The organism is Dietzia sp. SL131 (assembly GCF_026672565.1).
Taxonomy (GTDB): domain Bacteria; phylum Actinomycetota; class Actinomycetes; order Mycobacteriales; family Mycobacteriaceae; genus Dietzia; species Dietzia kunjamensis.
The window spans coordinates 1,679,957-1,704,781 of record NZ_JAPPRI010000003.1 but is presented as its reverse complement, the minus strand read 5'-3'; the positions used below and the strand labels follow the sequence as shown (position 1 = coordinate 1,704,781).

Below are 24,825 nucleotides of genomic sequence, written 5' to 3'. Positions count from 1 at the left end.
GGAGCCGGCCCGCGACGACCCGGACCAGAGGCCGGCCACCGACGTGTTCGACACCGCACCCGCCTGGAGGAGGACCGGATGACACCGACCACCGCGACCCCGCCCGCCGACGGCGTGCGCGCCCTGTTCGTCCACGCCCATCCCGACGACGAGGCGATCACGACCGGCGGCACGATCGCCGCGCTGGTCGCCGCCGGTGCCGACGTCCGGGTCGTCACCTGCACGCTCGGGGAGGAGGGCGAGGTACTCGGCGAGGAGTTCGCCGGCCTCGTCGCGGACCGCGCCGACCAACTCGGCGGATACCGGATCGGCGAGCTGGCGGGTGCCCTGCGTGCCCTCGGGGTCGACCGCACCCGCTTCCTCGGCGGCGCCGGCCGGTGGCGCGACTCCGGGATGGCGGGGACCCCCTCGGCCGACCACCCGCGTGCGTTCGTGCAGTCGGGCAGGGAGGCGGTGGACGAGGTGGTGGCCGTCCTCGACGACTTCAGGCCCCATCTCGTGGTGACCTACGACCCGCGGGGCGGCTACGGCCACCCCGACCACATCCGGGCCCACGAGGTGGTGCACGCCGCCATCGAGGACGCCGCCCACCGGCCGGAGCGTGTGGCCTGGACGGTCACCGCGCGGTCGGAGACCACCCGGACCCACCCTGCGCCGCCCGCGCACCTGCGGCACCCGGAGTCCGGCGAACTGCCGTCCGTCCCGGACTCGAGACTGACCCATCGCGTCCCGCTGGACGACGCCGACTACGCCGCCAAACTGGCCGCCCTGACCGGACACGCCACCCAGCTCGAGCTGGTGCCCGGCCCGGAGGGGGAGCCCTGGTTCCTCGCCCTGACCAACGGGGTCCTGCAGTCCGTCCCCCAGGTGGAGTGGTACATCGCCCGTGACCGCGCCGAGGACGACGGACCGTACGTCACGGGCCCGGCCGGGTCGGCGCACCTGCTCGACGGGCTGGGCGGGGAGCGACCATGACAGCCGCGGCGCAGGGCGCGCAGGGGGTCTCCGTGGTACCGCGTGCGCGGGCGGCTTCCGTCGCCGGGTTGGGGACTGCGCTGGTGCTGCTCGCGATCGGTGCGGTGGCAAGCTGCGTGCTCGCCTCGACGTGGCTGACCATGTATGTCAATCTCGTGCCGGTCCCGATCAGTGTCCTCGCCGCCGGGGCGTGGTCGCTGTTCCTGGTGAGGGTCGGGTCGATGTGGTCGCAGCGGAAGATCGTGGCGGCGTTCCCCGCCCTCGTCTGGATCCTCACGTTGGTCGCGATCAACCTGGGCCCCGGGGGAGACATGCCCGTGCCGATCGGACTGCGCGGGCTCGCGCTCCTGGTGTTCGGGGGTCTGGTCCCCCTGTGGATGGCCACGCTGTGGCCGTCACCCGCGTCGGACGCCCATCGACGGTGAGACACGGCCCCCGGGCTCTCCGGTGTGGTGCCACACGTCGGTGATGCCCGGCGTCAGCGCCTCGGCGAGCGCCCACGCCTCGTCGGCGTCGATGTCGACCACCGAGTAGACGCCGTTCCCCGCCGGGGTGGCCGCGGAGACGGTCGCGACGCGCGCCGTGCGCTGGAACACCGACTGGGTGACGGTCCAGCCGATGATCCCGTCCGCCTCGAGAACGGACCGCTTGGCGGTCCACGACCCGTTCGAGGTCACCAACATCTCCGGCAGCAGCGCGTGTCCGAGCATGCGGATACGGTCCACCGACAGCACCACGAAGAACACCAGTGCGGCGGGGATGCCCCAGTGCACCCAGATGTCCGCCGACGGGCCCGAGTCGATCCGCACCAGCACGATGATCCCGGCGACGATCCAGAACGGGAGCAGGCCCCGGGTGATCCGCCGACGGGAGGCCTTCCACGGGTGCCGCCGCAGCGGGACGGTCACCGGCGTCGAGTCACCGAGGATGCGGATCGCCACCCGACGCACGTCCGCGATCGGCGCCTGCGGCAGCAGGGTCGACGCGGTGGCGCCCTTCTTGGTGCCCGTCATGATGGGTTCCAGCCGGCCGCCGCCGAGCATCCGCAGGTAGACCGGCAGCCGCATCTCCACGCCGCGCAACCGCGCCTTGTCGAGGGCGATGTGCTTGCGCCGCAGGATGCCGTTCTGGACGTAGAGCAGCTGGCCCCGGTCGGTCAGCGCGTACTTGCCGTACCGGATGGCGTAGGTGATGATCGCCAGCACCCCGGCGACCAGCCAGATCGCGACCCCCTTGCCGACGAACGCCCAGGGTTGCCCCAGTGAATCCAGCCAGTCGATGGTCCCCTCGACCACCGCCAGGTCCATGATGCGGTCGTGCATGTCGCCCATCTGCCAGGTGATGAGCCACAGGGAGAACAGCACGCCGAACCCGATGAAGGAGAACGGCGCGAACCGCGACCAGGTGACCTTCCACCGGGCGATGTCCTCCCCGTATTTCGACCCCCACTGCTCCTCGTCCTCCACGTCGAGCGAGGGGTCCATGGCGCGTCGGTGTTTGAGGAGCTCGTCCCGCAGCGGGTCGACGAGCGTGGTGTCAATGGCGTCGAGGCGGAACCGCTCGGCGTCCGACTTCCCGGAGTCGGCCCGCCCGGTCCCCACCTCCACGATCGAGACCTTGAGGACCCGGTGGAACAGGTCGGACTCGGTGTCGACGCTCCGGATGCGCTGACGGGCGACAGTGACCACCTGTCGACTGAAGAAGCCCTTCTTCAGGATGATGTGGGTGCGGCCGACCTGATAGCTGGTCGACAGCCACCGCAGGACACCGCTGAGGATCACCAGCGAGACCACGATAATCTCGAACCAGTAGTTGCTCCGGTTGGAGCCCAACCACAGGGAGATGAGGAACAGCGGGAGCAGGCGCGTGAGCATGCCCAGCGGGTACACGAGCAGCATGCGCCAGGACAGGCGTTGCCACGGGGCCTCCGGGTCGATCTTCTCGGCGACCGCGGGTTCGTCGGTGCCGGAGACCTCCTCCGCCGGTTCGGCCGCCGTCACCCCGGCCGCCGTCACCCCGGGCGCCGTCTCGGGCCCGGTCACGTCCCGTCCTCCGAGTCCAGGTTCGCGATCGCGATGAGGTGCTGGGCCAACGCCTCGGCGTCGGCCAGGTTGAGCCCCCGGATCTCCACCGTGCCCTGGGCGGACGCGGTGGAGGCGTTGACGGTCGCCAGGCCGAACCACCGCTCGAACAGCGTGCGCGTCGTGTAGACGGTCTGCAGACGGGCCAGCGGCGCGATGCGGAACTGGGTGGTCCACCACCCCTTGCGTGAGCACACCGCCGTGTCCGAGACGTCCCACCGGGCCACGATGTAACGCCACCACGGCGCCACGACGATGCCCATGAACGCGAACGGCACCGTCACCGCCAGCGCCACCCAGTTCCAGAACGCCATGACGTTGTCGCCCCAGAAATACCAGCCGACCTGCAGGCCCGCGAGGACCGCCCAGGACCAGATCCCCTCGATCACGAAGAGCAGCGGCGTGCGCTTCTCGATCCGGTGCCGCGGCGCGGTGACCAGCACCCGGTTGTTCGTCAGCAGTGCATCGCCGGTGTCCGGCAGTTCGCCGCCGGCGTCCCGCTCGTCGAGCGTCGGGCGCGGCGCGCGGAGCGCGTGTGCACCCCCGTCGGCTGCGGCCGGGCTGGACACCAGGGGGTCCCCGTTCGTGCGGAGGGGGACTGCGTGATCGGGCATGACGGTAAGACTAGTGGGCGGGAGCACGCGTCAGGCCCCTGACCACCCGTGGAGCACCGGCCGCTCGCCACGCACGCGAGGTGGGGCATCATCACGGGCATGGATCACGCACCGAACCCCGCCGATCCCCGGCCCACGGCGTCGGCCATGCGGCGCGCCCTGCGCCGGGCCTCCGACGGGCTCACCCTGGACGTCACCGAGGCTGCCGTGCTGCTCGCCGCGCGGGGCGAGGACCTGGCGCGGCTGACCTCCCTCGCCGCCGGCCGCCGGGACGCCCGCCTCGTCGACGAGGGGCGCCCCGGGGTGGTGACGTACTCCCGCAAGGTGTTCGTCCCGCTGACCCGCCTGTGCCGGGACCGCTGCCACTACTGCACGTTCGTCACCGTCCCCGGCAAGCTCCGGGCGGCGGGCGAGGGTATGTTCCTCGACCCCGACGAGGTCATCGACCTGTGCCGCCGCGGCGCGGAGGCCGGGTGCAAGGAGGCCCTGTTCACGCTCGGCGACCGTCCGGAGGACCGGTGGCCCGAGGCCCGGGAATGGCTCGAGTCCCGCGGCTTCTCCTCGACGCTGGACTACGTGCGCGCGATGGCGATCCGGGTGCTCGAGGAGACCGGGCTGCTGCCGCACCTCAACCCGGGCGTGATGAGCTGGTCCGAACTGTCCACCCTCAAGCCGGTCGCCCCGTCGATGGGCATGATGCTCGAGACCACCGCGAGCCGGTTGTTCACCACCCCGGGCGAGTGCCACCACGGCAGCCCGGACAAGGACCCGGCCGTCCGCCTGCGCACCCTCACCGACGCGGGTCGCCTCGCCGTGCCGTTCACCACCGGGATCCTCGTGGGGATCGGCGAGAACCGCACCGAGCGCGCCGAGAGCCTGCTCGCGCTGGCCGGGCTCGCCCGCGAGTTCGGTCACCTGCAGGAGGTGATCGTCCAGAACTTCCGCGCCAAGCCGGACACCGCGATGCGCGCCGCGGACGACGCGGACACCGACGAGTTCCTCGCCGCGATCGCCGTCGCCCGACTGGTGCTCGACCCGCGAGTGGCGGTGCAGGCCCCGCCCAACCTCGTCGACCGCGACGACGTACTGGCCCTGATCGACGCCGGTGCGGACGATCTGGGCGGCATCTCTCCGCTCACCCCGGACCACGTCAACCCCGAGCGGCCGTGGCCGCACCTCGACGAGCTCACCGCCGACCTCGCCGCGCGCGGGTGGACGCTCACCGAACGACTCACCGCGCATCCCCGCTACGTCGGTGCGGGAGACGCGTGGATCGACCCGCGGGTGGCGGGCCACGTCCGTGCGCTGGCGGACCCGTCGAGCGGGCTCGCCGTGGTGGGGGACGACGACGAGGTGGTGCAGCCGCAGGGACGGCCCTGGCAGGAGCCCGACGACGACTGGGACTCGAGCGGACGGACCGATCTGCACACGGCGATCGACTCCGAGGGCCGCAATACGGACACCCGGTCGGACATCGGCGAGGCCTTCGGCAACTGGGACGTCATCCGGGCCCGCGCGGCGGAACTGGGGGCGGCGGCACTCGTCCCCGAGCGGGCCGACGCCGAGGTCGTGGCCGCGCTGCGCGCCGCCGAGGCGGACCCCGCCGGCCTCACCGATGAGCAGTACCTCGCGCTGGCCACCGCCACCGGGGACGGCCTGGCGGCCGTCGCGGGGCTCGCCGACCGGATCCGCGCGGACGTGGTGGGGGACACCGTCACCTACGTCGTCAACCGGAACATCAATTTCTCCAACATCTGCTACACCGGATGCCGCTTCTGCGCCTTCGCCCAGCGCAAGGGTGATGCCGACGCGTTCTCGTTGTCCGCCGCCGAGGTCGCCGACCGCGCGTACGAGGCGTACGTCTCCGGCGCATCCGAGGTGTGCATGCAGGGTGGCATCGACCCGGACCTGCCGGTGTCCGGGTACGCCGACCTGGTCCGCGCGGTCAAGGAGCGGGTGCCGTCCATGCACGTGCACGCGTTCAGCCCCATGGAGATCTCCAACGGCGCCTCGCGATCGGGCGTGGGGGTCCGGGAGTGGCTCACCGAGCTCCGTGCGGCGGGGCTGGACACCATCCCCGGTACCGCGGCGGAGATCCTCGACGACGAAGTGCGCTGGGTGCTGACCAAGGGCAAACTCCCCGCTTCCGAGTGGATCGACATCGTCACCACCGCCCACGAGGTGGGGCTGCGGTCGAGTTCGACGATGATGTACGGCCACGTGGACACCCCGCGCCACTGGGTGGCCCACCTGCGGACCCTCCGTGGGATCCAGGAACGCACGGGCGGCTTCACCGAGTTCGTCCCGCTGCCCTTCGTGCACCGCAGCGCGCCGCTGTACCTGGCCGGCGCCTCACGGCCCGGTCCGACCCGGGAGGAGAACGTCGCGGTCCACGCCCTGGCCCGCATCATGCTGCACGGGGCGATCGACCACGTGCAGACGAGCTGGGTCAAGCTCGGGGTCGCGGGGACGCGGACCATGTTGCGATCCGGCGCCGACGACCTGGGCGGGACCCTGATGGAGGAGACCATCTCGCGGATGGCCGGCGCCGAGAACGGCTCGGCCAAGACCCCGGAGGAGATCGAGGAGATCGCCACCGGGATCGGACGCCCGGTCCGCCGTCGTGACACCGTCTACGGACCCGCCCACCGACCCGTCGGGGTGACCGTCGTCACATAGGTCGATCGTCTCGCGGGGCGGCTTCCGCATCCGCGTGGCCTGTGACATACGATTCAGGTCATACCGCTACGAGGAAGGTGGCTGACGTGACCTACACGATCGCAGAGCCGTGCGTCGACGTGATGGACAAGTCCTGCGTCGAGGAGTGTCCTGTCGACTGCATCTACGAGGGTGGACGGATGTTGTACATCCACCCCGACGAGTGCGTCGACTGCGGGGCGTGTGAGCCGGTCTGCCCCGTGGAGGCCATCTTCTACGAGGACGACGTCCCGGACGAGTGGACCGAGTACAACGCCGCGAACGCGGACTTCTTCGTCGAGCTCGGATCGCCGGGCGGCGCGGCCAAGGTCGGCAAGGTCGATTACGACCACCCGATGGTCAAGGCGCTCCCGCCCATGAACCAGGAGTGACCCCGGTGGTGTCGCGCCCGGAGCGTCGACCGCCCGGGCGCGCGCTCCCGGTGTTCCCCTGGGACACCCTCTCGGACGCCCGCTCGCGCGCCTCCGCCCACCCGGACGGTCTCGTCGACCTCACCGTCGGCACGCCCGTGGACCCGGTCGCCCCGGTGATCCGCGAGGCGCTCGCCGCAGGCTCGGACCGGCCCGGGTACCCCACGACCGTCGGCACCCCCGATCTGCGGCGGGCCGCGGTCGACGCGCTCGAGCGCCGGTACGGCATCACGGGGCTCACTCCCGACGCCGTGCTACCGGCGATCGGCACAAAAGAACTCATCGCGGGCCTGCCCGCCCAGCTCGGACTGGGGCCGGGCCACACGGTCGTCGTGCCCGAGGTCGCCTACCCGACCTATGAGGTCGGCGCACTGCTGGCGGGGGCCACGGTGGTTCGCGCCGACTCGCTCATGCAGCTCGGCCCGTCCTCGCCGACGTTGCTGTACCTCAACTCGCCGTCGAACCCCAGTGGCAAGGTGCTCGGCGTGGACCACCTGCGCAAGGTGGTCGGCTGGGCCCGCGACCGCGGCGTGATCGTCGCCTCCGACGAGTGCTACCTCGGACTGGTGTGGGAGGGCGAGGCACCCTCGATCCTCGATCCGCGTGTCTGCGACGGCGACCACACCGGTCTCCTCGCACTGCACTCGCTGTCCAAGACCTCGAACCTCGCGTCCTACCGCGCCGGGTTCGTCGCCGGCGACCCCGGCCTGGTCGCCGAGCTGCTCGAGGTGCGCAAGCACGCCGGGATGATGATGCCGCTGCCCGTCCAGTCGGCCATGACGGCTGCCCTGGGCGATGACGCCCACGAGGCCGAGCAGCGTGAGCGGTACCGGGCCCGAAGGGAACGCCTGCTGCCGGCGGTCGAGGCGGCCGGGTTCCGGATCGACCACTCCGAGGCCGGCCTGTACCTGTGGGCCAGCCGCGACGAGGCCTGCCGCGACACCGTGGACTGGTTCGCCGAGCGCGGCGTGCTCGTCGCGCCGGGCGAGTTCTACGGACCCGCCGGGGCGCGGCACGTCCGCATCGCGCTGACCGCCACCGACGCCACGGTGGACGAGGCCGTGCGCCGACTGGGCTGAGCAGGCCGCCCGCGTCACCCGGCGTCCCGCCTCGTCCGGCGTCCGGCGTCGCCCGGCCGCCCGTGTCGCCCGGCCGCCCCATAGAGAAGGACGTTCCGCGCACCCGCCTCTCGGGCGATGTGGGCGGAACGTCCTGATCGACGGAGGGTGACACCGCCGGCGGGCGTCGGCGTCAGTCGTTGGCGTGCAGATCCGCGTTGAGCTCGACGCCCTCGCGCTTCCACGGCACCGCCTCGACGGAACCGGTCAGTGAGTTGCGCCGGAAGAGCAGGTTGTCCATGCCCGAGAGCTGGCCGGCCTTCACGGGCTCCCGCTCGGCCCAGGCGCCCGCCCGGACGTCCACCTTCGTGCCGGCGGTGACGTACAGTCCGGCCTCGACCACGCAGTCGTCGCCCAGCGAGATACCGACACCCGAGTTGGCCCCGAGCAGGCAGCGCTCACCGATCGAGATGGTCTCCTTGCCGCCGCCGGAGAGCGTGCCCATGATGGAGGCCCCGCCGCCGACATCGGAATCGGTGCCGACCACGACGCCCGCGGAGATGCGACCCTCGACCATCGACGCGCCCAGCGTGCCGGCGTTGAAGTTGACGAACCCCTCGTGCATGACCGTGGTGCCCTCGGCCAGGTGGGCGCCCAGGCGGACGCGGTCGGCGTCGGCGATGCGGACGCCCGACGGGACCACGTAGTCCACCATGCGCGGGAACTTGTCCACGCCGTACACCGTGACCGGGCCGCGGGCCCGCAGCTTGGCGCGCACCAGCTCGAAACCCGGGACCGCGCACGGTCCGAAGTTGGTCCACACGACGTTGCTGAGCTTGCCGAACAAGCCGTCCATGTTCGCGAAGTGCGGCTTGATGAGGCGGTGGCTGATGAGGTGGAGCCGGAGGTAGGCGTCGTAGGCGTCGGCCGGCGGCTGGGTCAGGTCCTCGATCTCCACCCGCACGGCCACCGTCTCGACCCCCCGGTCGGCGTCGGGGCCGGTCAGCGGCGACAGTTCGGCGGGTACCTCGTCGCCGGACAGCACCCGGTGACCGCCGGCGGACGCGGCGCCCAGCTCCGGCTCGGGGTACCACACGTCGAGAACGGTGTGGTCGGACGTCAGGGTGGCGATTCCGGTGGCCACGGCTCCATGTGCACTCATGGCCCCGATGCTAGCGGTCTGCCCCGACGGGCACGGGTCACGGGCAACTAGTGTCGTGCGTGTGAAGTAGTTTTACAGTTGGGTTTGTGAAATCATGGGGCATGGCGAATCGACCTGCCCCGGCATTGATGTTGCGTCCCGGCGATCGCGAGAAGCTTGAGAGAATGACGCGCTCGCAGTCGATGTCGGCAGGCATGGTGCAGCGAGCTCGCATCGTGCTGCTGGCTTCGGAGGGCCGGCGTAATGCGGAGATCGCCGAGTTGGCCGGGGCGTCGCGGCCGAAGGTGAACCTCTGGCGGTCCAGGTACGAGGACAAGGGCATCGGGGGCCTGGCTGATGAGAAGCGTTCTGGTCGGCCGCGCACGATCGATCACGCGGAGATCGTGACGGCGACCTTGATGCCGCCGCCGAAGTCTCTGGGCGTGACCCACTGGTCGTCGCGGCTGCTGGCGTCCCGGTTGAAGGTCTCGGCCTCGACGGTGGTCACGGCGTGGCGTGCCTACGGGATCAAGCCGTGGCGCTCGGAGTCGTTCCGGTTCTCCACCGATCCTGAGCTGGTCGGCAAAGTCACCGACATCTGCGGCCTGTACCTGGCGCCGCCGGAGAACGCGATCGTGTTGTGCGTGGATGAGAAGTCCCAGATCCAGGCACTGGATCGTACTCAGCCGATCTTGCCGATGCAGCCCGGCCTGATCGAGCGGCGCAGCCACGACTACGTCCGGCACGGCACCAGCACCCTGTTCGCGGCGCTGGACATCGCCACCGGTCAGGTCACCGCCGCACTCAAACCGCGTCACCGGAACCAGGAGTTCCTGGCGTTTTTGAAGCAGATCGAGCGGGCGTACCGTCATGTCGTCGATGCCGACGGTCAGCCAGTTGAGCTGCACCTGGTGATGGACAACTACGCCGCCCACAAGCACGCAAACGTCAAGGCCTGGCTGGCCGAAAATCCCCGGTTCAAGGTCCACTTCACACCCACCCACGCGTCGTGGATGAACCTGGTCGAGGTGTGGTTCGGCATCGTCGAACGCCAGGCCATCCGCCGTGGGATCTTTACATCCGTCAAGGACCTCAACGCGAAGATCCGCGCCTTCATCGACGGCTGGAACCACCGATCCCACCCCTTCGTCTGGACGAAAACCGCCGACGAAGTCCTCAAGAAAGCCAACCGTAAGAAGACTTCAAATGCGGACCACTAGGGTGGGGGCCGTGACCGCCGCCCTCGATCTGACCGCCGACCCGGTCGACCTCACCCGCGCCCTCGTCGACATCCCCAGTCCCTCACGGGAGGAGGATGCGATCGCCGCCGCGGTCCACGACGCTCTCGTCGCGACCGTCGCCGGGTTCACCGGGCCCGCCGCCGACCGGACGGAGGTGGTCCGCGACGGCAACCGGGTCCTCGCCCGTACCTCCCGGGGCCTCCCGACCCGGGTCGTGCTCGCCGGACACCTCGACACGGTCCCCCTGGCCCACAACGTCCCGTGCCGGGTCACCGGCGAGGGGACGGATACGGTCCTGCACGGGTGCGGGACAGTGGACATGAAGTCCGGGGACGCGGTGTTCCTGCACCTGTTCGCCGCGCTGGCGGACTCCGACGAGCTGGCGCACGATCTCACCCTGGTGCTCTACGACTGCGAGGAGATCGAGGCCACGGCCAACGGTCTGGGTGTCCTCGAACGCACGCACCGCGACTGGTTGACGGGAGACGTGGCGATCCTCGGAGAGCCGACCGGCGGGCTCATCGAGGCCGGCTGCCAGGGGACCCTGCGGATCCGGGTCCACGCCCGCGGCGTGCGGGCCCATTCGGCGCGGAGCTGGCTGGGCGACAACGCCGTGCATCGACTCGCGCCGGTGCTGGGGGCGCTCGCGGCCTACGAGGCCCGGTCGGTGGACATCGACGGGTGTGTCTACCGCGAGGGGCTGCAGGCCGTCCGCATGTCGGCGGGGGTCGCCGGCAACACGGTCCCGGACGAGGCCTGGCTCGACGTGAACTTCCGATCCGCCCCGGACAGGGACACCGATGCCGCCCTCGCGCACGCCCTCGACGCACTGGGGCTGACCGGTCTCCCACGTGTGGCGGAAGGGGAGACCCCGCCCGCCGAGCCCGGTCTGTACTGGGAACTCACGGACCTCTCGCCGGGGGCGCTGCCCGGTCTGGGGGCCCCGGCCGCGGCGGAACTCGTCCGCGCGGCCGGCGGGCGGGTCCGTGCGAAGTACGGGTGGACCGACGTGTCCCGTTTCGCGGCCCTGGGCATTCCGGCGGTCAACCTTGGCCCCGGCGACCCCGGCATGGCCCACAAGCGTGACGAGTACTGTCCGGCGGCACAGATCACCGAGGTCGGCAGGGTGCTGCGCACCTACCTCACCGGCTAGGGCGGCGGGAGCCCCGGGATCGCCCATGTCCCGGGTACCGCCACTCCCGGCCCCATCCCCAGATCATCGAAGGAGACCCCCGGCCCATGGCCCCCAACGACCCCGTGCACATGCGAGGCCCCGTCCTCGTCCGTCGTGAGAAGGGTGGCGAACACACCACCACCGACCAGCGGCTGCTGGACAAGAACCAGGACACCGACTGGCTGCACACCGACCCGTGGCGGGTGCTGCGCATCCAGAGCGAGTTCGTCAACGGCTTCGGCGCGCTGGCCGAACTGTCGGACGCCGTCAGTGTGTTCGGTTCGGCCCGCACCCGGCCCGGGGACCCGGCGTACGAGCAGGCCGTGGAGTTGGGCCGTGCGCTGGTGGAGGCCGGCTACGCAGTCGTGACCGGTGGCGGGCCCGGACAGATGGAGGCAGCGAACAAGGGGGCGTGGGAGGCGGATGGTGAGTCTGTCGGTCTCGGGATCGAGTTGCCCCACGAGCAGGGCCTGAACCGGTGGGTGGGCCTGGGTCTGCACTTTCGCTACTTCTTCATCCGCAAGACGATGTTCGTCAAGTACACGCAGGCCTTCGTGTGCACGCCGGGTGGGTTCGGCACCCTCGACGAGTTCTTCGAGGCCATCACCCTCGTCCAGACGGACAAGATCACGAGGTTCCCGATCGTGCTGCTCGGCGTGGACTTCTGGGCCCCACTGACCGACTGGATCCGCGGCACTCTGGCCGAGGAGGGGATGATCTCCGCGTCCGATCCCGACCTGTTCCTGGTGACGGACTCCGTGTCGGAGACCGTGGAGTACATCCGCGAGGCCCACCACAGGGCGGCGCTGACGTCCGAGGAGCGGGAGGACCTGTACGGCGAGGAGCACCGCGGGGTCGAGCGGTGACGGCCCCGGTCGCCGGTCGCCGTGTCTGCGTCTACTGCGCCTCCTCCACCTACGACCCGGAGTTGCTGGCCATCGCGACGGACGTGGGGGAGGGCATCGCCCGACGAGGGTGGTCGCTCGTGTCCGGCGGCGGCAACGTCTCGATGATGGGTGCGCTCGCCGAGGCGGCACGAGCCGGCGGCGCACGCACCGTCGGTGTGATCCCCGAGGGGCTGCGGGTCCGCGAGGTCGCCGACACCGCGGCCGACGAACTCGTCGTCGTCACCACAATGAGGGAACGCAAGCGGGAGATGGAGGAGCGATCCGACGCCTTCCTCACCCTGCCCGGCGGGATCGGGACCATGGAGGAGATGTTCGAGATGTGGACCTCGGCCTCCCTGGGCTTCCACCACAAGCCGGTGGTGCTCTATGACCCGATCGGCTTCTACCGCCCCTTGCTGGACTGGGTCGGAGGGTTGGCGGAAGGCGGATTGGTCAAACCCGAGGCGCTGGCGCACCTGGTCGTGTGCGACGACCTCGAGGCCGCGCTAGACGCCTGTGGAGGTCGCCGGTGATCGCCGCCGGTCCCGGTGTCGGCCCGGCGCCTGTCCCCGCGCCCACCCTGTGTGGCCGCCCGGTCCCGGTCGACCGCCCGCTGGTGATGGCGATCGTCAACCGTACGCCGGACTCCTTCTACGACCGTGGGGCCACGTTCACCGACACGGCGGCGATGGCGCGGGTCGACGAGGTGGTGGCGGCCGGGGCGGACATCCTCGACATCGGCGGCGTCAAGGCCGGGCCCGGCGACCTCGTCGATGCCGCGGAGGAGACCCGCAGGGTCGTGCCGTTCGTGGAGGCGGTGCGGGTCCGTCACCCGGACGTGCTGATCTCGATCGACACCTGGCGGGGCGAGGTCGCCCGGCGCGCGTTGGCGGCCGGGGCGGACCTGGTCAACGACACGTGGGCGGGGCACGATCCCGGCGTCCTGACCGCGGCGGGGGAGGCGCGCGCCGGGTTCGTCTGTTCGCACACGGGCGGCGCGGTGCCCCGGACGCGGCCGTTCCGCGTGGGGTATGCCGACGTCGTCCGCGACGTGGTCGACGAACTCTCGGCAGCTGCCGACCGCGCGCTGGCGGCCGGTGTCCCGCCGGACGGCATCCTCATCGACCCCACCCACGACTTCGGCAAGAACACCTTCCACGGCCTCGAGTTGTTGCGACGGATGGACGAGATCGTGGCGGTCGGGCACCCGGTCCTCATGGCGCTGAGCAACAAGGACTTCATCGGCGAGACCCTGGACGCGGGCGTGGACGACCGCGCGGAGGGCACCCTCGCAGCGACCTCGGTTGCGGCCTACCTCGGGGCGCGGGTCTTCCGCACCCACGACGTCCCGGGCACACTGCGCGCCCTCGAGATGGTGTCGTCGATCGTGGGGACGCGCCGACCTGCGCGAACCGTACGCGGCCTGGCGTGACTTGCCACACCGCCAGGGGCGGGCCGTGTGCCAGACTGGTCGCGGCGCTAGTCACTACAGGAGGGGAGCACGGGAATGCTCACCATCGTCGTCTACGTGGTCGTCACCCTGGTCGTCGCAGCGGGGCTGTTCGGGCTGTCGCTCGTGGTGTTCGGCCGTTCCGAGGTGTTGCCGCCCGTGGCCCGGGACCACACGGTCACCCACCTGCCGGACGGGGCCCTGGCCGGTGATGATCTCCGGTCGGTGCGATTCGGCATGTCGGCCCGTGGATACACCATGGCAGAGGTCGACTGGGCACTCGAGCAGGCGGCGGTGGAGATCGACCGGCTCCGGGCCCGGTTGGGCGAGGACGTCACCGTGGCCGGGGACGCCGCGGCGAACGGGGCGCAGAACGGGGTGGACGGTCGTCCCGCTACGGCGTCCGGACGCGGCCGGACGCGCTAGAATCGACATCATCCACTCAGCAGTACCGATCGTGGGCACGGGCGCTCGTACAGTGCGCCAACCCGCGGACAAGGACGAAGGGAAACGACTCGATGGCGGCTATGAAGCCCAGGACCGGTGACGGACCGATGGAGGCGGCCAAGGAAGGCCGTGGGATCGTCATGCGCGTCCCTCTGGAGGGTGGCGGGCGTCTCGTCGTCGAGCTGACCCCCGATGAGGCCAAGTCGCTCAGCGAGGAGCTGTCGCAGGCCATCTCCTGATCTCGTCGCCCCACCGATGCCGGCGCATCCGACCCTCGTGGCGGGTGCGCCGACTCATATCCCGGAAGGTCCTCGTCGATGTCCGCCGTCCCCGGCCGTCCCCTGCCCTCGCTCCGTGTCGTCTCCGGTCCCGCCCCCGATGCCGCGCTGGCGGTCGTCACCCGCGCTCCCGAGCCCGGTCGCGTGCCGCTGGGGCACGCCGACGAGGCGCGGGTCTCCGTCCACGACGGGCGACCGGTGGTCGAGGTCGAGTTGGCCGACTCCGCGCCCCGTCCGGGCTGGTCGGGGGCGGTGGATCACGCGCTGGGGCACCGGCGGGCGGGCGCCGCGTTGGCCCGCCACCTACGGGACTCGCGGGCGGAGGGGCCGGTGACCGTGGCCGTGCCCGGGGCCCTACCGGCGGACCGGGTAGGCGATCTGGTCATCGGGTACCTCCTGGGTGCGCGGGGCCAGGACGTCTTCGCCGCGGACCCCGCACCGGTCGTTCCCGATCTGGTCGTGGAGGTGGCGGCCGGTCCGGGCAGTGGCGACGACGAGGTGATCGTCGCCCGCGCGGTGGCGGCGGCCGAGGAGGAAGCCCGGGCCACGGCGATGGCGCGCGATCTCGCCGGGGCCCCCTCCGATCTGAAGACACCCGAGTGGCTGGTGGCCCGGATGGCCGAGGCACTGGGCGAGGCGGGCATGCGGACCGAGGTCATCGAGGGAGAGGGGCTCGTCTCCGGCGGGTTCGGCGGCGTGCTCGCGGTGGGCGGGGGCTCGGCGGCCGGCCCGCGCGTCCTGGTGGCCCGCCGCCCCGGCCCGGGCCCGCGGGTGCTGCTGGTGGGCAAGGGCATCACCTTCGACACCGGGGGGATCTCGGTCAAGCCCGCCGACGGGATGCACCTCATGCGCACGGACATGGCGGGCTCGGCCGCGGTCGTGGCGGCGGCCGCGGCGTTCTGTTCGGACGGGTCGCCCGGGTACGCCGACGTCGACCTGACCGTGGTGGTGCCCTCCGCCGAGAACATGCTGTCCGGTTCCGCCTACCGCCCGGGTGACGTCGTCACGCACGTGGGCGGAACGACGTCCGAGGTCACGAACACGGACGCGGAGGGCCGGATGGTCCTCGCCGACGCGCTCGCCCACGGCATCGCCGAGTGCGACCCGGAGGTCGTCGTCGACGTGGCCACCCTCACGGGTGCGATGAAGGTCGCGCTGGGGATGCGCACGGGAGCGGTCATGGGGAACGACGACGACCTCGCCGACCGGGTCGCCGCGGCGGGGGCCGCGGCGGGGGAGCGATGGTGGCGGCTGCCGCTCCCCGACGATCTGCGCCCGGCGGTCCGCTCCGACATCGCCGACCGTCGGCAGGCACCCACGGGGCCGGGTGCCATCACCGCGGCGCTGTTCCTCGAGGGCTTCGTGGACGGTCGGCCGTGGGCGCACCTCGACATCGCGGGGCCGGCCCGCTCGTCCGAGGAGATCGATGAGGTCGGGCCGGTGGCCACGGGGTTCGCGACGCGCACGCTCATGGCGTTGCTCCGCGACCTCGCGGACCGGCCCCGCCCGTGAGTTCCTCCCCGTCAGCACCTGCGGGCTCGGGGCCGGCCGCCCTCGACCGCGTCGTGCCGCTGTTGCGCTGTCCGGTCTGCGGACAGGGTATGGAGGCCGTGGACCGGGCGGTGGTGTGCGCTGCCGGGCATTCGTTCGACCGGGCCCGGCAGGGGCACCTCAGCCTCTTCGGTCCCCGCGGCCGGCGCTTCCCCGGCGACGGCGCGGACCAGGTCGCGGCGCGCGACCGGGTCCTCGGCTCGGGACTGTTCGACCCCCTCGTGGCGATCCTCGCCGGAGTCGCCCGGGAGGCGCTCGGGCCCGGGGCCTGCGGCGTCCGCTCGGGATCGGCCCGACCGGTGGTGCTCGAGCCCGGCGCCGGCACGGGCTTCTACCTCGCCGGGGTCGTCGACGCGCTGGCGGGGGCCGGGCGACCGGCCGGCGCGCTCGGGGTCGGCACGGAGATCTCCACCGCGGCGGCGCGCCGACTCGCCAGGGTCCACGATGACGTCGCGGCCCTGGTCGCGGACACCTGGGACGGACTCCCGCTCGCGGACGACTGCGTCGACCTGGTGCAGGTGGTCTTCGCCCCGAGGAACCCGGCGGAGTTCGCCCGGGTGCTCCGGCCGGGTGGCACGTTGGTCGTCGCCGTTCCCGGGCCGGGCCATCTCGAGCCACTGCGTTCGGCCGGCGGCATGCTGGAACCGGCCCCGGACAAGTCGGACCGCCTGGACGCGGACCTCGCCGACCACTTCCGCCCCGGCGAGGTGCGTACCGTCGACGTGCTCACCGAGGTCCCCGCCCCGGTGGCCGTGGACCTGGCGCTCATGGGGCCGAGCGGCGTCCACCTCGACAGGTCCGGGCTCGAGGCCCGGTTGGGCCCGCAGGACCGCCCGGTCCGGATACACGTCGAGGTGCACACCTACCGGGCGCTGCCGGCCGGGAGGCCGCCTCCACGGCCGCGGGAGCCTCTACAGCAGTGAGGCGTACATCCGATGGGTCTGCTCGGCGATCGCCTCCCACGAGAACCGGGTACGGGCCCGCTCCTTGCCCGCCAGCCCCATCCGGGCGGCCTCGCCCGGGTCCGCCACCAGGTCGTTGACGGCAGCCGCGAGCCCGGCCTCGAATGCGTCGGTCGCGGATGCGTCGTAGTGGACGAGGGTGCCCGTCTCGCCGTCGACGACCACCTCGGGGATCCCGCCGACATCGGACGCCACGACCGCCGTGTCGCACGCCATCGCCTCCAGGTTGACGATGCCCAGTGGCTCGTAGACCGACGGGCAGGCGAAGACCGTCGCGGCGGAGAGGATCTCGATGACCTCCTCGCGCGGCAGCATGTCGCGCAGCCAGAACACACCGTCGCGGGTGGACTGCAGCTCCGCCACCAGCGACTCCATCTCGGCGGCGATCTCGGGGGTGTCCGGGGCGCCGGCGCACAGCACCAGCTGGGCGTCAGGGTGGAAGTCCCGGGCGGCGCGCACCAGATGCGGCACGCCCTTCTGCCGGGTGATCCGTCCGACGAACGCCACGATCGGCCGGTCCGGGTCCACCCCGTTCCGGCGCAGGACCGAACCCTCGCCGGCGAAGGTCTCGACGGGTGACCACACGGAGGTGTCGATGCCGTTGAGGATCACGTGGATGCGGTCCGGGTCGATCTCGGGGTAGACGCGCAGGATCTCGTCCTTCATCCGGGCGCTCACCGCGACCACCGCGTCGGCTCCCGCGAAGGCGGTGCGCTCCGACCACGACGAGACCCGGTATCCGCCGCCGAGCTGCTCGGCCTTCCACGGCCGGCTGGGTTCCAGTGAATGCGCGGACACGACGTGCGGGATGCCGTAGAGCTGCCCCGCGAGGTGCCCGGCGAGCCCCGTGTACCAGGTGTGGGAGTGGACGAGGTCCGCGCCCTCGGCCGCGACGCTCATGCGCAACCCGGCGGAGAGAGTCTGGATCGCGGGGTTGGCGTCCGCGCCCAACTCGGGATCCGGTCGGAAAGCGCGGGCGGTGTCGCGGTCGGCCCCCATGCACAGCACGTCCACCTCGCACAGCGGCCGTAGGTTGGCCACCAGTTCGGTCACGTGCACTCCGGCACCGCCGTAGACCTCCGGCGGGTACTCCCTCGTCATCATCGCTACTCGCACACCGGCCAAGGTAGTCGCTCGGGCCCCCGCCCGAGGCGTGCCCGGCGAACACCGCCCGACCGCGGGGTTACGGTTCGGTACTGGGCGGGGGCAAACCCCACGATGACCGGTCCGGGTGAGGGCGGAGTCGATACGGTGGGGGCGTGAGGAATCAGCCGCACGTCCTAGCAATCGTCCTCGCCGGTGGCGAGGGCAAGCGACTCTTCCCGCTCACGGCGGACCGGGCCAAACCCGCGGTGCCGTTCGGGGGGTCCTACCGTCTCATCGACTTCGTGCTCAGCAACCTCGTCAACGCGGGGTTCATGCAGATCTTCGTCCTCACCCAGTACAAGTCCCACTCGCTGGACCGCCACATCGCCCAGGTGTGGCACATGCGCGGGATGGGCGGCGAGTACGTCGCACCGGTCCCCGCCCAGCAACGTCTGGGCCCCCGCTGGTACACCGGGTCGGCCGACGCGATCCTGCAGTCGCTCAACCTGGTCTACGACGAGAAGCCGGACCACATCGTCGTGTTCGGCGCGGACCACGTGTACCGGATGGACCCCAGGCAGATGCTGGACCACCACATCTCCACCGGCGCCGCCGTGACCGTCGCGGGGATCCGCGTCCCGCGCAGCGAGGCGTTCGCGTTCGGCTGCATCGACGCCGGCGACGACGACCTGATCCGCGGCTGGGTCGAGAAGCCCTCCGACCCCCCGGGAACGCCGGATGATCCGGACGCGACCTTCGCCTCCATGGGCAACTACATCTTCACCACCGACGCCCTCATCGAGGCGCTCAAGGCGGACGCGGAGAAGCCCGACTCCACCCACGACATGGGCGGCGACATCATCCCGGCCCTCGTCGAGCAGGAGCGGGCCTACGTCTACGACTTCGCCCTGAACAACGTCCCCGGCGAGACGGAGCGCGATGCCGGGTACTGGCGCGACGTGGGCACCATCGACGCGTTCTACGACGCGCATATGGACCTGGTGTCGGTGCACCCCGTGTTCAACCTCTACAACTCCCTGTGGCCCATCCGGACCCAGCAGGACAACCTGCCGCCGGCGAAGTTCGTCAACGGCGGCATGTCCCAGGAGTCCATGGTCGGCTCGGGGACGATCGTCTCCGCCGCCACCGTGCGCAACTCGGTGTTGTCGAACAACGTCATCGTCGAGGACGGGGCGGTCGTCGAGGGCAGTGTCCTCATGCCGGGCGTCCGCATCGGTCGCGGGGCCGTGGTCCGCAAGGCGATCGTCGACAAGAACTGCCACATCGGCGACGGGGACCTGATCGGTGTGGATCACGAACGCGATCGCAGCCGGTTCCCGGTCAGCGCGGGCGGCGTGGTGAGCGTCGCCAAGAACACCACCACCTCACTGCCGGGTTGACCTCGCGCCCGGGGGGTGAACCCTCGGGAGGGGACGACCGCTCAGAGGGTGACCACGGTCAGGCCGGTCCCCACGGGGAGCACCGTGACGTGCGCGCGCTCGGGCAGCCCCGCGTCCTCGGGCAGCGGGGCGTGCTCACCCATCAGGACCAGCGCGCCGCCGGCGCGCAACAGCTGGTGGGATCGGGAGATCACGCGCGGCACCGAATGTGCCGGGACGTCCGCGACCACGAGGTCGTAGGCGCCGTCCGCGAGCTTGTCCGCCACCTCGAGCGGCCGGGCGGCGATGTAGCGGGCGGAGGAGGCGGGATGGCCCGCGCCGCGGACGGCCGATCGCGCCGCCTCGAGGTGATGCGGGTCGTCGGTGATGCAGGTGACCACGGTTCCGGAGCCGGGCGCGGCCGCCGCGAGGATCGCCAGAGCGGGGACTCCCGGCGCGGGGGTGATGCACACGGCGGCGCGGGTGCCGTTCAAGCGGGCCACCAGGCGGATCGCGTCCGCGGTCAGGGCGTCCGGCGAGGCGGCCCCGAGTTCCTCGGCCTCGGCCCGTGCGGAGGCGTAGAGCGAGTCGTCGACGAGGGCGGCGCTGCGTTGCGCCATCCCGTCGAGACCGGAGCGATCGGTGGCGGGGACATCAGAGGAATCGGACACCTGAGCAGCGTATCCCCGACCGGGGAGGCAGCGGTGACCAACGCGCGGTGATCGGATCGGTATCAGACTCTCAGGGCTGTCTCAGTACGCGTATACCGTGAGGACAGCCCCGTAGGGAAGGGTGGGCACACGTCGCGCCACGAGGGCGCGGCCACCACCGCGCGGGCTCCCACAGGCCCGGGCCGGAAGGCGGCGGCAGCGCATGTACTCACGAACCGTGCACGGGACGGCGATCGCACCGGTCGCCCTCGGCGAGGCGGCCGGGACCGCTCGTTTCGACGCCACCGGCGAGGCTACGGACATGCCGTCCTGGTCCGAGCTCGTCGCGCAGCACGGTGACCATGTCTACCGCCTGGCGTACCGCCTCTGCGGGAACGCCCACGACGCCGAGGACATCACCCAGGAGGCGTTCATCAGGGTGTTCCGCTCGCTGGACCGCTACAAGCCGGGGACCTTCGAGGGCTGGATGCACCGCATCGTCACCAACCTGTTCCTCGATTCCGCACGCCGGCGCGGGCGCATCCGCTTCGAGGCGCTGCCCGAGGACGCCGAAAGGGTGCCCGGTCGTGAACGCAGCCCGGAGCAGGTGATCTCGGAGGAGACGTTCGACCCCGTCCTGCAGACCGCGCTGGCCAACCTGTCCCCGGAGTTCCGCGCCGCCGTGGTCCTCAGTGACATCGAGGACCTCAGCTACGAGGAGGTCGGACGCATCCTGGGCGTCAAGATGGGCACGGTCAGGAGCCGGATCCACCGCGGACGGGCCGCGTTGCGTGCGGAACTCGAGGCGGCCGGGGTCACCGGCGCCCACCAGCGCATCGACTGATCCCGCGGGCGATCGGCACAACCCGCGTCCGTACCGGGAACAGCGGGTGGCGGTGGGGGAACCCTGCGAGTACGCCGGACGTTGACACCTCGACGGGGACTCGGACGAGCCCACGAGATGACCGGAGAAGGGGAGGGGCGTGGACAGACACCTCCACGGACGCGGACCCGGCCCCGAGTTCACGCTGTCGTTCGACTCGGCGCGGAAAGTGGTCGACAGGACCGGCCCGCCCCGCGCCAGGGAGAGCTTCCTGTCCACCGACCACCTCTCCACGGAAGCCGCGGCAGCCTATGTCGACGGTCGGCTACCGCCCTCGGGGCAGTCCCGGGCCGACGCCCACCTGGCCCGGTGTCCGCACTGTCGTCGGGAGGTCGAGGTCCAGCGTGAGGCACGCCGCGCACTGCGCGGATCCGGCCCCATCCAGATGCCCCGCGAACTCCTCGAACGGCTGCGGTCACTCGAGGACGCACCCGATCCGGCCACGCGGACGGGCCCCGATCCGGTGGCCGGGTCCGAGGAGACCCACGGTTGGTCGAGACTGCTTCGCCGGCTGTGGCGACGCGGCAACTAGGGTGGGCCGGGTGGAGGACGACACAGGCGCGGCCGGGCCCGCGGCGCGGGACGGGGAACCGGACCGCCCGCTTCGTGAACCCGCCCCGATCGATCGGCCGGCCGTGGGCGAGGACGATGTCGCACGGTTCGCCCGACCAGACGGGGTCACCGGTGGATTCGACCCGTCCCGAGTCGGTGCCGCCGCGCACCCCGGCCCGCTCCTCGGCAGCGACGCCGATCCGGTCCTCGAGCAGGCCTTCGCCCCGGCCCCGGGAGCCGCTCGGGGTATAGAGCGGCATCCGGCGTGGCAGGACGAGTCCGAGGTTCCACCGCCGCCCGCTCCGGACCCGTGGCGCGACCCCGACGCTCCGGTCGGGTACGGCGCACCCGCGGTGCCCGCCACTGCCGACCATGAGCCGGTCGACCTGTCGGGCGCGGCCGCGGCCCCCGCTGCCAGGCTCTCGCTGTCCGAGGCACTGTTCGAACGTCGGCTGAGCAGTCAGGCCGTGGCCGGCGCGACCGCGGCCGTCGCCGTCGTCGCCCTCGTCGCGGGCGCCATCGGCGCCGTCGTGGCGGACTCCGCGCGCGTCCTCACCACCTCCACCGTCCGGATCGCCGACGCCCCGGAGAACGTCGTCCGATCCGACAACCCGGTCGGTGAGGTCGCTCAGCGCGTCCAACCCGCCGTAGTCAACATCTCGGTGTCCACGGCGTCGGCCCAGGGGGAGGGCTCCGGCATCGTCATCGACCCACAGGGCTACATCGTGACGAACAACCACGTCGTCACCATGGACGGCGCCGCCGACCGCGCGGACATCGACGTCATCTTCCCCGACGGCTCCAGGGCCTCGGCCGAGATGGTGGGGCGCGACCCCGCCACCGACCTCGCGGTCCTCAAGGTCGACGACGTCCAGAACCTCACCGTCGCCACCCTGGGCGATTCGGACGACGTCCAGGTGGGGGAGCAGGTCATCGCCATCGGCTCGCCCCTCGGACTCGCCCGGACCGTCACCGAGGGCATCGTCTCGGCGACCCGGCGCCCGATCGCCCTCGGGGAGGCCACCTCGGACGGCGACGTGGTGATCGACGCGATCCAGACGGACGCCGCCATCAACCCCGGTAACTCCGGGGGACCGCTCATCGACGGGACCGGAGCGGTCATCGGTATCAACACCTCCATCTTCACCCAGTCCGGGGGTTCCATCGGTCTCGGCTTCGCCATCCCGGTCAACGACGTCCGCGAGATTGCGACGTCGCTCATGACCGACGGGGCGGTCCGCCACGCCACGATCGGCGTCAACGCCCGCAAGGCGGACAACGGGTCGGTGGAGGGCGCCGAGATCGTCAACGTGCGTGAGGGCTCGCCCGCCGAGGAGGGCGGACTCCGGGAAGGGGACGTCGTGACCAGGGTCGGTGACCGGCAGGTGCGTTCCTCCGATGAACTGGTGGTGGCCGTCCGTCGCGCCGGGGCGGACGTCGACGTCCCGGTCCAGGTCATCCGCGGTGGAACGCGGGTCGAACTGACCGTGCGCCCCGCGCTGGGCTGACCGGGGGCACCGGACAACTCGGGTTCCCACCGGTGAGCCCGGCGACGTATCCTGGCTGCGATGTTCACAAACGTGGGGTGGTCCGAGCTCCTGGTGCTCGGCGTGGTGGCGTTGGTGGTCCTGGGGCCCGAGCGCCTACCCGAGGCCGCCCGTTGGCTGGCCTCGGCGATCCGCAAGGTCCGTGAGTTCGCCAGCAACGCCCAGCAGCAGCTCCGGGATGACTACGGGACTGAGTTCGAGGAGTTCCGGGAGCCCCTCAAGCAGCTCAACGACCTGCGTGGGCTGAGTCCGCGCGCGATGGTCACCAAGCATCTCCTTGACGGTGACGACTCCCTGTTCTCCGGGGACTTCGGAGCCGCTGCGCCGGCGGGCGCTCCCGCGGTCGCCGCCGGGGCGGGAACCGCGGGAACGGCCTCCGCCGACCCCCGCCGGTCGACGGCGCCGCGGACCGCCGGCACCGCACCCGTCCAGGACACCCCGGCGCCGCCGCCCTCGTCATCGGGACCCGTGTGGGACAGCGACGCCACCTGACCCGCCCTCACGACCGGTCCGGCGCGCGTCCGGCCCGACCCGCGGCGGACAGACGGCACGAACGGCCGGGGGCTCAGCCCCCGGCCGTCGCCGTCCGCCAGAGGTGCCGGGTGGTGTCGATCCCGAGGTTCATCCCCGCCAGGCCCCGGGGGCGCACGGCCAGACCGTCCGCGATCTCGCGGTATGCGCGCCCGGACGGCGAATCCGGCTCGGCGAGGACGATGGGCGTGCCCTCGTCCCCGTGCTCGCGCACGGCCTGCTCCAGGGGGACCTGACCGAGCAACGTGACGGGTGCACCGACCGAGCGGGACAGATTGGCCGCCACCTCGGCACCGCCGCCGGTGCCGAAGACATCCATCCTGGTGCCGTCGGGCAGCTCGAGCCATGACATGTTCTCGATGACACCCGCGATGCGCTGACGGGTCTGCAGCGCGATCGATCCGGCCCGCTCGGCCACCTCTGCGGCAGCCTGCTGGGGCGTGGTGACCACGAGGATCTCCGCGGAGGGGATGAGCTGCGCGATCGAGATCGCCACATCGCCCGTGCCGGGGGGCAGGTCCATCAGCAGGACGTCGAGATCACCCCAGTAGACGTCCGCGAGGAACTGCTGCAACGCCCGGTGGAGCATGGGCCCGCGCCACACAACCGGGGTGTTGCCCTTCGTGAACTGTGCGATCGAGATGACCTTCACGTCGTGCGCGACGGGCGGCAGGATCATCTGCTCCACCTGGGTCGGTCGCGCGTCGGTCCCCAGCATCCGAGGGATCGAGTGGCCGTAGATGTCGGCGTCCAGTACACCCACGGAGAGCCCCCGCGAGGCGAGGGCCGTGGCGAGGTTGACCGTCGCGGTGGACTTGCCGACCCCTCCCTTGCCCGAGGCGACCGCGTAGACGCGGGTCAGGTTGCCGGGCTGGGCGAACGGGATGACGGGCTCCGCGGCATCCCCGCGCAGGTGCTTGCGCAGTTCGGTGCGCTGCTCGTCGCTCATCACGTCGAGCTCGACAGCGATCTCGCCGACGCCCGGGACGTCGGCCACCGCCGTGCGGACACGGTCGGTGATGGTGTCCCGCATCGGACAGGTGGCGACGGTCAGGTAGATGCCGATGTCGACCCGGCCCGTGGCGGGGTCCACCTCGACACCCTTGACCATGCCGAGCTCCGTGAGCGGCTTCCGGATCTCCGGGTCGTCGACCTTCGCCAGGGCGGCCCGGATCAGTTCTTCGCTGGGTGCACTCATGATGCCCCGAGT

General features: G+C 71.6%; 25 protein-coding genes. 19 read left to right on the top strand and 6 right to left on the bottom strand.

Translation table 11 applies throughout. The features are described 5' to 3' along the window. Positions 1 to 78 precede the first annotated feature (78 nt). Together mshB and OVA21_RS08760 are read left to right on the top strand one after the other, a co-directional pair. Positions 79 to 975, top strand: a complete 897-nt coding sequence (mshB, locus tag OVA21_RS08765) for an N-acetyl-1-D-myo-inositol-2-amino-2-deoxy-alpha-D-glucopyranoside deacetylase (RefSeq protein WP_268092249.1) — start codon at positions 79 to 81, stop codon at positions 973 to 975. Beyond that, positions 972 to 1,400 (top strand): hypothetical protein, encoded by a 429-nt coding sequence (locus OVA21_RS08760; RefSeq protein WP_268092248.1) that lies wholly within the window; start codon positions 972 to 974, stop codon positions 1,398 to 1,400. Before mshB ends, OVA21_RS08760 begins: the two co-directional genes overlap by 4 nt. On the opposite strand, the gene OVA21_RS08755 is transcribed toward OVA21_RS08760, so the two are convergent. Then, positions 1,371 to 3,017, bottom strand: coding sequence for a PH domain-containing protein (locus OVA21_RS08755; protein WP_268092247.1), 1,647 nt, complete (start codon positions 3,015 to 3,017; stop codon positions 1,371 to 1,373). The genes OVA21_RS08760 and OVA21_RS08755 overlap by 30 nt on opposite strands. Beyond that, entirely contained in the window at positions 3,014 to 3,670 is a 657-nt protein-coding gene (locus OVA21_RS08750) for a PH domain-containing protein (protein WP_096905226.1), read from the bottom strand. Before OVA21_RS08750 ends, OVA21_RS08755 begins: the two co-directional genes overlap by 4 nt. A 99-nt stretch (positions 3,671 to 3,769) precedes the next feature. Between OVA21_RS08750 and OVA21_RS08745 the strand changes: the two genes are divergently transcribed. The 3 genes from OVA21_RS08745 (at position 3,770) to dapC (ending at position 7,877) form a co-directional block, all read left to right on the top strand. Beyond that, positions 3,770 to 6,349, top strand: coding sequence for a bifunctional FO biosynthesis protein CofGH (locus tag OVA21_RS08745; protein ID WP_268092246.1), 2,580 nt, complete (start codon positions 3,770 to 3,772; stop codon positions 6,347 to 6,349). An 86-nt stretch (positions 6,350 to 6,435) separates the two neighbouring features. Next, positions 6,436 to 6,759, top strand: a complete 324-nt coding sequence (gene fdxA, locus OVA21_RS08740) for a ferredoxin (RefSeq protein ID WP_067718452.1) — start codon at positions 6,436 to 6,438, stop codon at positions 6,757 to 6,759. A gap of 5 nt (positions 6,760 to 6,764) precedes the next feature. After that, on the top strand, positions 6,765 to 7,877 hold the full coding sequence (gene dapC, locus OVA21_RS08735; protein ID WP_268092245.1) for a succinyldiaminopimelate transaminase: 1,113 nt from the start codon (positions 6,765 to 6,767) through the stop codon (positions 7,875 to 7,877). A gap of 172 nt (positions 7,878 to 8,049) precedes the next feature. On the opposite strand, the gene dapD is transcribed toward dapC, so the two are convergent. Next, on the bottom strand, positions 8,050 to 9,018 hold the full coding sequence (dapD, locus tag OVA21_RS08730) for a 2,3,4,5-tetrahydropyridine-2,6-dicarboxylate N-succinyltransferase (RefSeq protein WP_256819714.1): 969 nt from the start codon (positions 9,016 to 9,018) through the stop codon (positions 8,050 to 8,052). Between the two features lie 101 nt (positions 9,019 to 9,119). Between dapD and OVA21_RS08725 the strand changes: the two genes are divergently transcribed. The 9 genes from OVA21_RS08725 to OVA21_RS08685 all read left to right on the top strand — a co-directional run bounded on the left by OVA21_RS08725 (position 9,120) and on the right by OVA21_RS08685 (position 16,948). Further along, a complete protein-coding gene (locus tag OVA21_RS08725) occupies positions 9,120 to 10,217 on the top strand; it encodes an IS630 family transposase (protein ID WP_081470573.1) in 1,098 nt (365 codons plus the stop codon). Continuing rightward, the gene (dapE, locus tag OVA21_RS08720; RefSeq protein ID WP_268092243.1) at positions 10,204 to 11,391 is read left to right on the top strand and encodes a succinyl-diaminopimelate desuccinylase; all 1,188 of its coding nucleotides are present in this window, start codon (positions 10,204 to 10,206) and stop codon (positions 11,389 to 11,391) included. The genes OVA21_RS08725 and dapE overlap by 14 nt, the downstream gene beginning before the upstream one ends. An 86-nt stretch (positions 11,392 to 11,477) precedes the next feature. Beyond that, the gene (locus tag OVA21_RS08715) at positions 11,478 to 12,278 is read left to right on the top strand and encodes a TIGR00730 family Rossman fold protein (RefSeq protein WP_268092242.1); all 801 of its coding nucleotides are present in this window, start codon (positions 11,478 to 11,480) and stop codon (positions 12,276 to 12,278) included. Further along, on the top strand, positions 12,275 to 12,832 hold the full coding sequence (locus OVA21_RS08710; protein WP_268092241.1) for a TIGR00730 family Rossman fold protein: 558 nt from the start codon (positions 12,275 to 12,277) through the stop codon (positions 12,830 to 12,832). Before OVA21_RS08715 ends, OVA21_RS08710 begins: the two co-directional genes overlap by 4 nt. Positions 12,833 to 12,918: 86 nt before the next feature. Further along, positions 12,919 to 13,731: a dihydropteroate synthase gene (gene folP, locus OVA21_RS08705; RefSeq protein ID WP_083249608.1), complete on the top strand. Its 813-nt coding sequence runs from the start codon at positions 12,919 to 12,921 to the stop codon at positions 13,729 to 13,731. A gap of 75 nt (positions 13,732 to 13,806) precedes the next feature. Next, positions 13,807 to 14,175 (top strand): DivIVA domain-containing protein, encoded by a 369-nt coding sequence (locus OVA21_RS08700; protein WP_067718436.1) that lies wholly within the window; start codon positions 13,807 to 13,809, stop codon positions 14,173 to 14,175. 92 nt (positions 14,176 to 14,267) lie between these two features. Further along, entirely contained in the window at positions 14,268 to 14,435 is a 168-nt protein-coding gene (locus OVA21_RS08695) for a DUF3117 domain-containing protein (protein ID WP_067718434.1), read from the top strand. Positions 14,436 to 14,513: 78 nt separating this feature from the next. Further along, entirely contained in the window at positions 14,514 to 15,986 is a 1,473-nt protein-coding gene (locus OVA21_RS08690) for a leucyl aminopeptidase family protein (RefSeq protein ID WP_268092240.1), read from the top strand. Continuing rightward, on the top strand, positions 15,983 to 16,948 hold the full coding sequence (locus OVA21_RS08685) for a putative RNA methyltransferase (RefSeq protein ID WP_268092239.1): 966 nt from the start codon (positions 15,983 to 15,985) through the stop codon (positions 16,946 to 16,948). The genes OVA21_RS08690 and OVA21_RS08685 overlap by 4 nt, the downstream gene beginning before the upstream one ends. Here OVA21_RS08685 and glgA read toward each other — a convergent pair. Then, a complete protein-coding gene (glgA, locus tag OVA21_RS08680) occupies positions 16,937 to 18,103 on the bottom strand; it encodes a glycogen synthase (RefSeq protein WP_167457807.1) in 1,167 nt (388 codons plus the stop codon). The genes OVA21_RS08685 and glgA overlap by 12 nt on opposite strands. 143 nt (positions 18,104 to 18,246) lie before the next feature. On the opposite strand from glgA, the gene glgC reads away from it, so the two are divergent. Then, entirely contained in the window at positions 18,247 to 19,473 is a 1,227-nt protein-coding gene (gene glgC, locus OVA21_RS08675; protein ID WP_163375953.1) for a glucose-1-phosphate adenylyltransferase, read from the top strand. A 41-nt stretch (positions 19,474 to 19,514) separates the two neighbouring features. Here the strand turns inward: glgC and OVA21_RS08670 are convergent, their stop codons facing one another. Next, a complete protein-coding gene (locus OVA21_RS08670; protein WP_159148617.1) occupies positions 19,515 to 20,123 on the bottom strand; it encodes a hypothetical protein in 609 nt (202 codons plus the stop codon). A gap of 202 nt (positions 20,124 to 20,325) precedes the next feature. Between OVA21_RS08670 and sigE the strand changes: the two genes are divergently transcribed. The 4 genes from sigE to tatB all read left to right on the top strand — a co-directional run bounded on the left by sigE (position 20,326) and on the right by tatB (position 23,576). Next, positions 20,326 to 20,946, top strand: coding sequence for an RNA polymerase sigma factor SigE (gene sigE / locus OVA21_RS08665; RefSeq protein ID WP_163375952.1), 621 nt, complete (start codon positions 20,326 to 20,328; stop codon positions 20,944 to 20,946). Between the two features lie 139 nt (positions 20,947 to 21,085). Next, positions 21,086 to 21,517, top strand: coding sequence for an anti-sigma factor family protein (locus OVA21_RS08660; RefSeq protein ID WP_119191776.1), 432 nt, complete (start codon positions 21,086 to 21,088; stop codon positions 21,515 to 21,517). A 10-nt stretch (positions 21,518 to 21,527) separates the two neighbouring features. Next, positions 21,528 to 23,045, top strand: a complete 1,518-nt coding sequence (locus tag OVA21_RS08655; RefSeq protein ID WP_096907202.1) for a S1C family serine protease — start codon at positions 21,528 to 21,530, stop codon at positions 23,043 to 23,045. 60 nt (positions 23,046 to 23,105) lie between these two features. Next, complete coding sequence (gene tatB, locus OVA21_RS08650; RefSeq protein ID WP_268092238.1) at positions 23,106 to 23,576, top strand: Sec-independent protein translocase protein TatB; 471 nt, start codon at positions 23,106 to 23,108, stop codon at positions 23,574 to 23,576. 73 nt (positions 23,577 to 23,649) lie between these two features. Here the strand turns inward: tatB and OVA21_RS08645 are convergent, their stop codons facing one another. Then, positions 23,650 to 24,813, bottom strand: coding sequence for an Mrp/NBP35 family ATP-binding protein (locus OVA21_RS08645; RefSeq protein WP_268092237.1), 1,164 nt, complete (start codon positions 24,811 to 24,813; stop codon positions 23,650 to 23,652). Between the last annotated feature and the right edge of the window lie 12 nt (positions 24,814 to 24,825).

Coding starts and splice junctions, on each gene's coding strand:
- OVA21_RS08715 (WP_268092242.1), top strand. CDS start 11,478: ATGGCCCCCAACGACCCCGTGCACATGCGAGGCCCCGTCCTCGTCCGT.
- OVA21_RS08645 (WP_268092237.1), bottom strand. CDS start 24,813: ATGAGTGCACCCAGCGAAGAACTGATCCGGGCCGCCCTGGCGAAGGTC.
- dapD (WP_256819714.1), bottom strand. CDS start 9,018: ATGAGTGCACATGGAGCCGTGGCCACCGGAATCGCCACCCTGACGTCC.
- tatB (WP_268092238.1), top strand. CDS start 23,106: ATGTTCACAAACGTGGGGTGGTCCGAGCTCCTGGTGCTCGGCGTGGTG.
- dapE (WP_268092243.1), top strand. CDS start 10,204: ATGCGGACCACTAGGGTGGGGGCCGTGACCGCCGCCCTCGATCTGACC.
- OVA21_RS08695 (WP_067718434.1), top strand. CDS start 14,268: ATGGCGGCTATGAAGCCCAGGACCGGTGACGGACCGATGGAGGCGGCC.
- OVA21_RS08760 (WP_268092248.1), top strand. CDS start 972: ATGACAGCCGCGGCGCAGGGCGCGCAGGGGGTCTCCGTGGTACCGCGT.
- OVA21_RS08690 (WP_268092240.1), top strand. CDS start 14,514: ATGTCCGCCGTCCCCGGCCGTCCCCTGCCCTCGCTCCGTGTCGTCTCC.
- folP (WP_083249608.1), top strand. CDS start 12,919: ATGGCGATCGTCAACCGTACGCCGGACTCCTTCTACGACCGTGGGGCC.
- OVA21_RS08750 (WP_096905226.1), bottom strand. CDS start 3,670: ATGCCCGATCACGCAGTCCCCCTCCGCACGAACGGGGACCCCCTGGTG.
- OVA21_RS08725 (WP_081470573.1), top strand. CDS start 9,120: ATGGCGAATCGACCTGCCCCGGCATTGATGTTGCGTCCCGGCGATCGC.
- OVA21_RS08745 (WP_268092246.1), top strand. CDS start 3,770: ATGGATCACGCACCGAACCCCGCCGATCCCCGGCCCACGGCGTCGGCC.
- mshB (WP_268092249.1), top strand. CDS start 79: ATGACACCGACCACCGCGACCCCGCCCGCCGACGGCGTGCGCGCCCTG.
- OVA21_RS08700 (WP_067718436.1), top strand. CDS start 13,807: ATGCTCACCATCGTCGTCTACGTGGTCGTCACCCTGGTCGTCGCAGCG.
- sigE (WP_163375952.1), top strand. CDS start 20,326: ATGTACTCACGAACCGTGCACGGGACGGCGATCGCACCGGTCGCCCTC.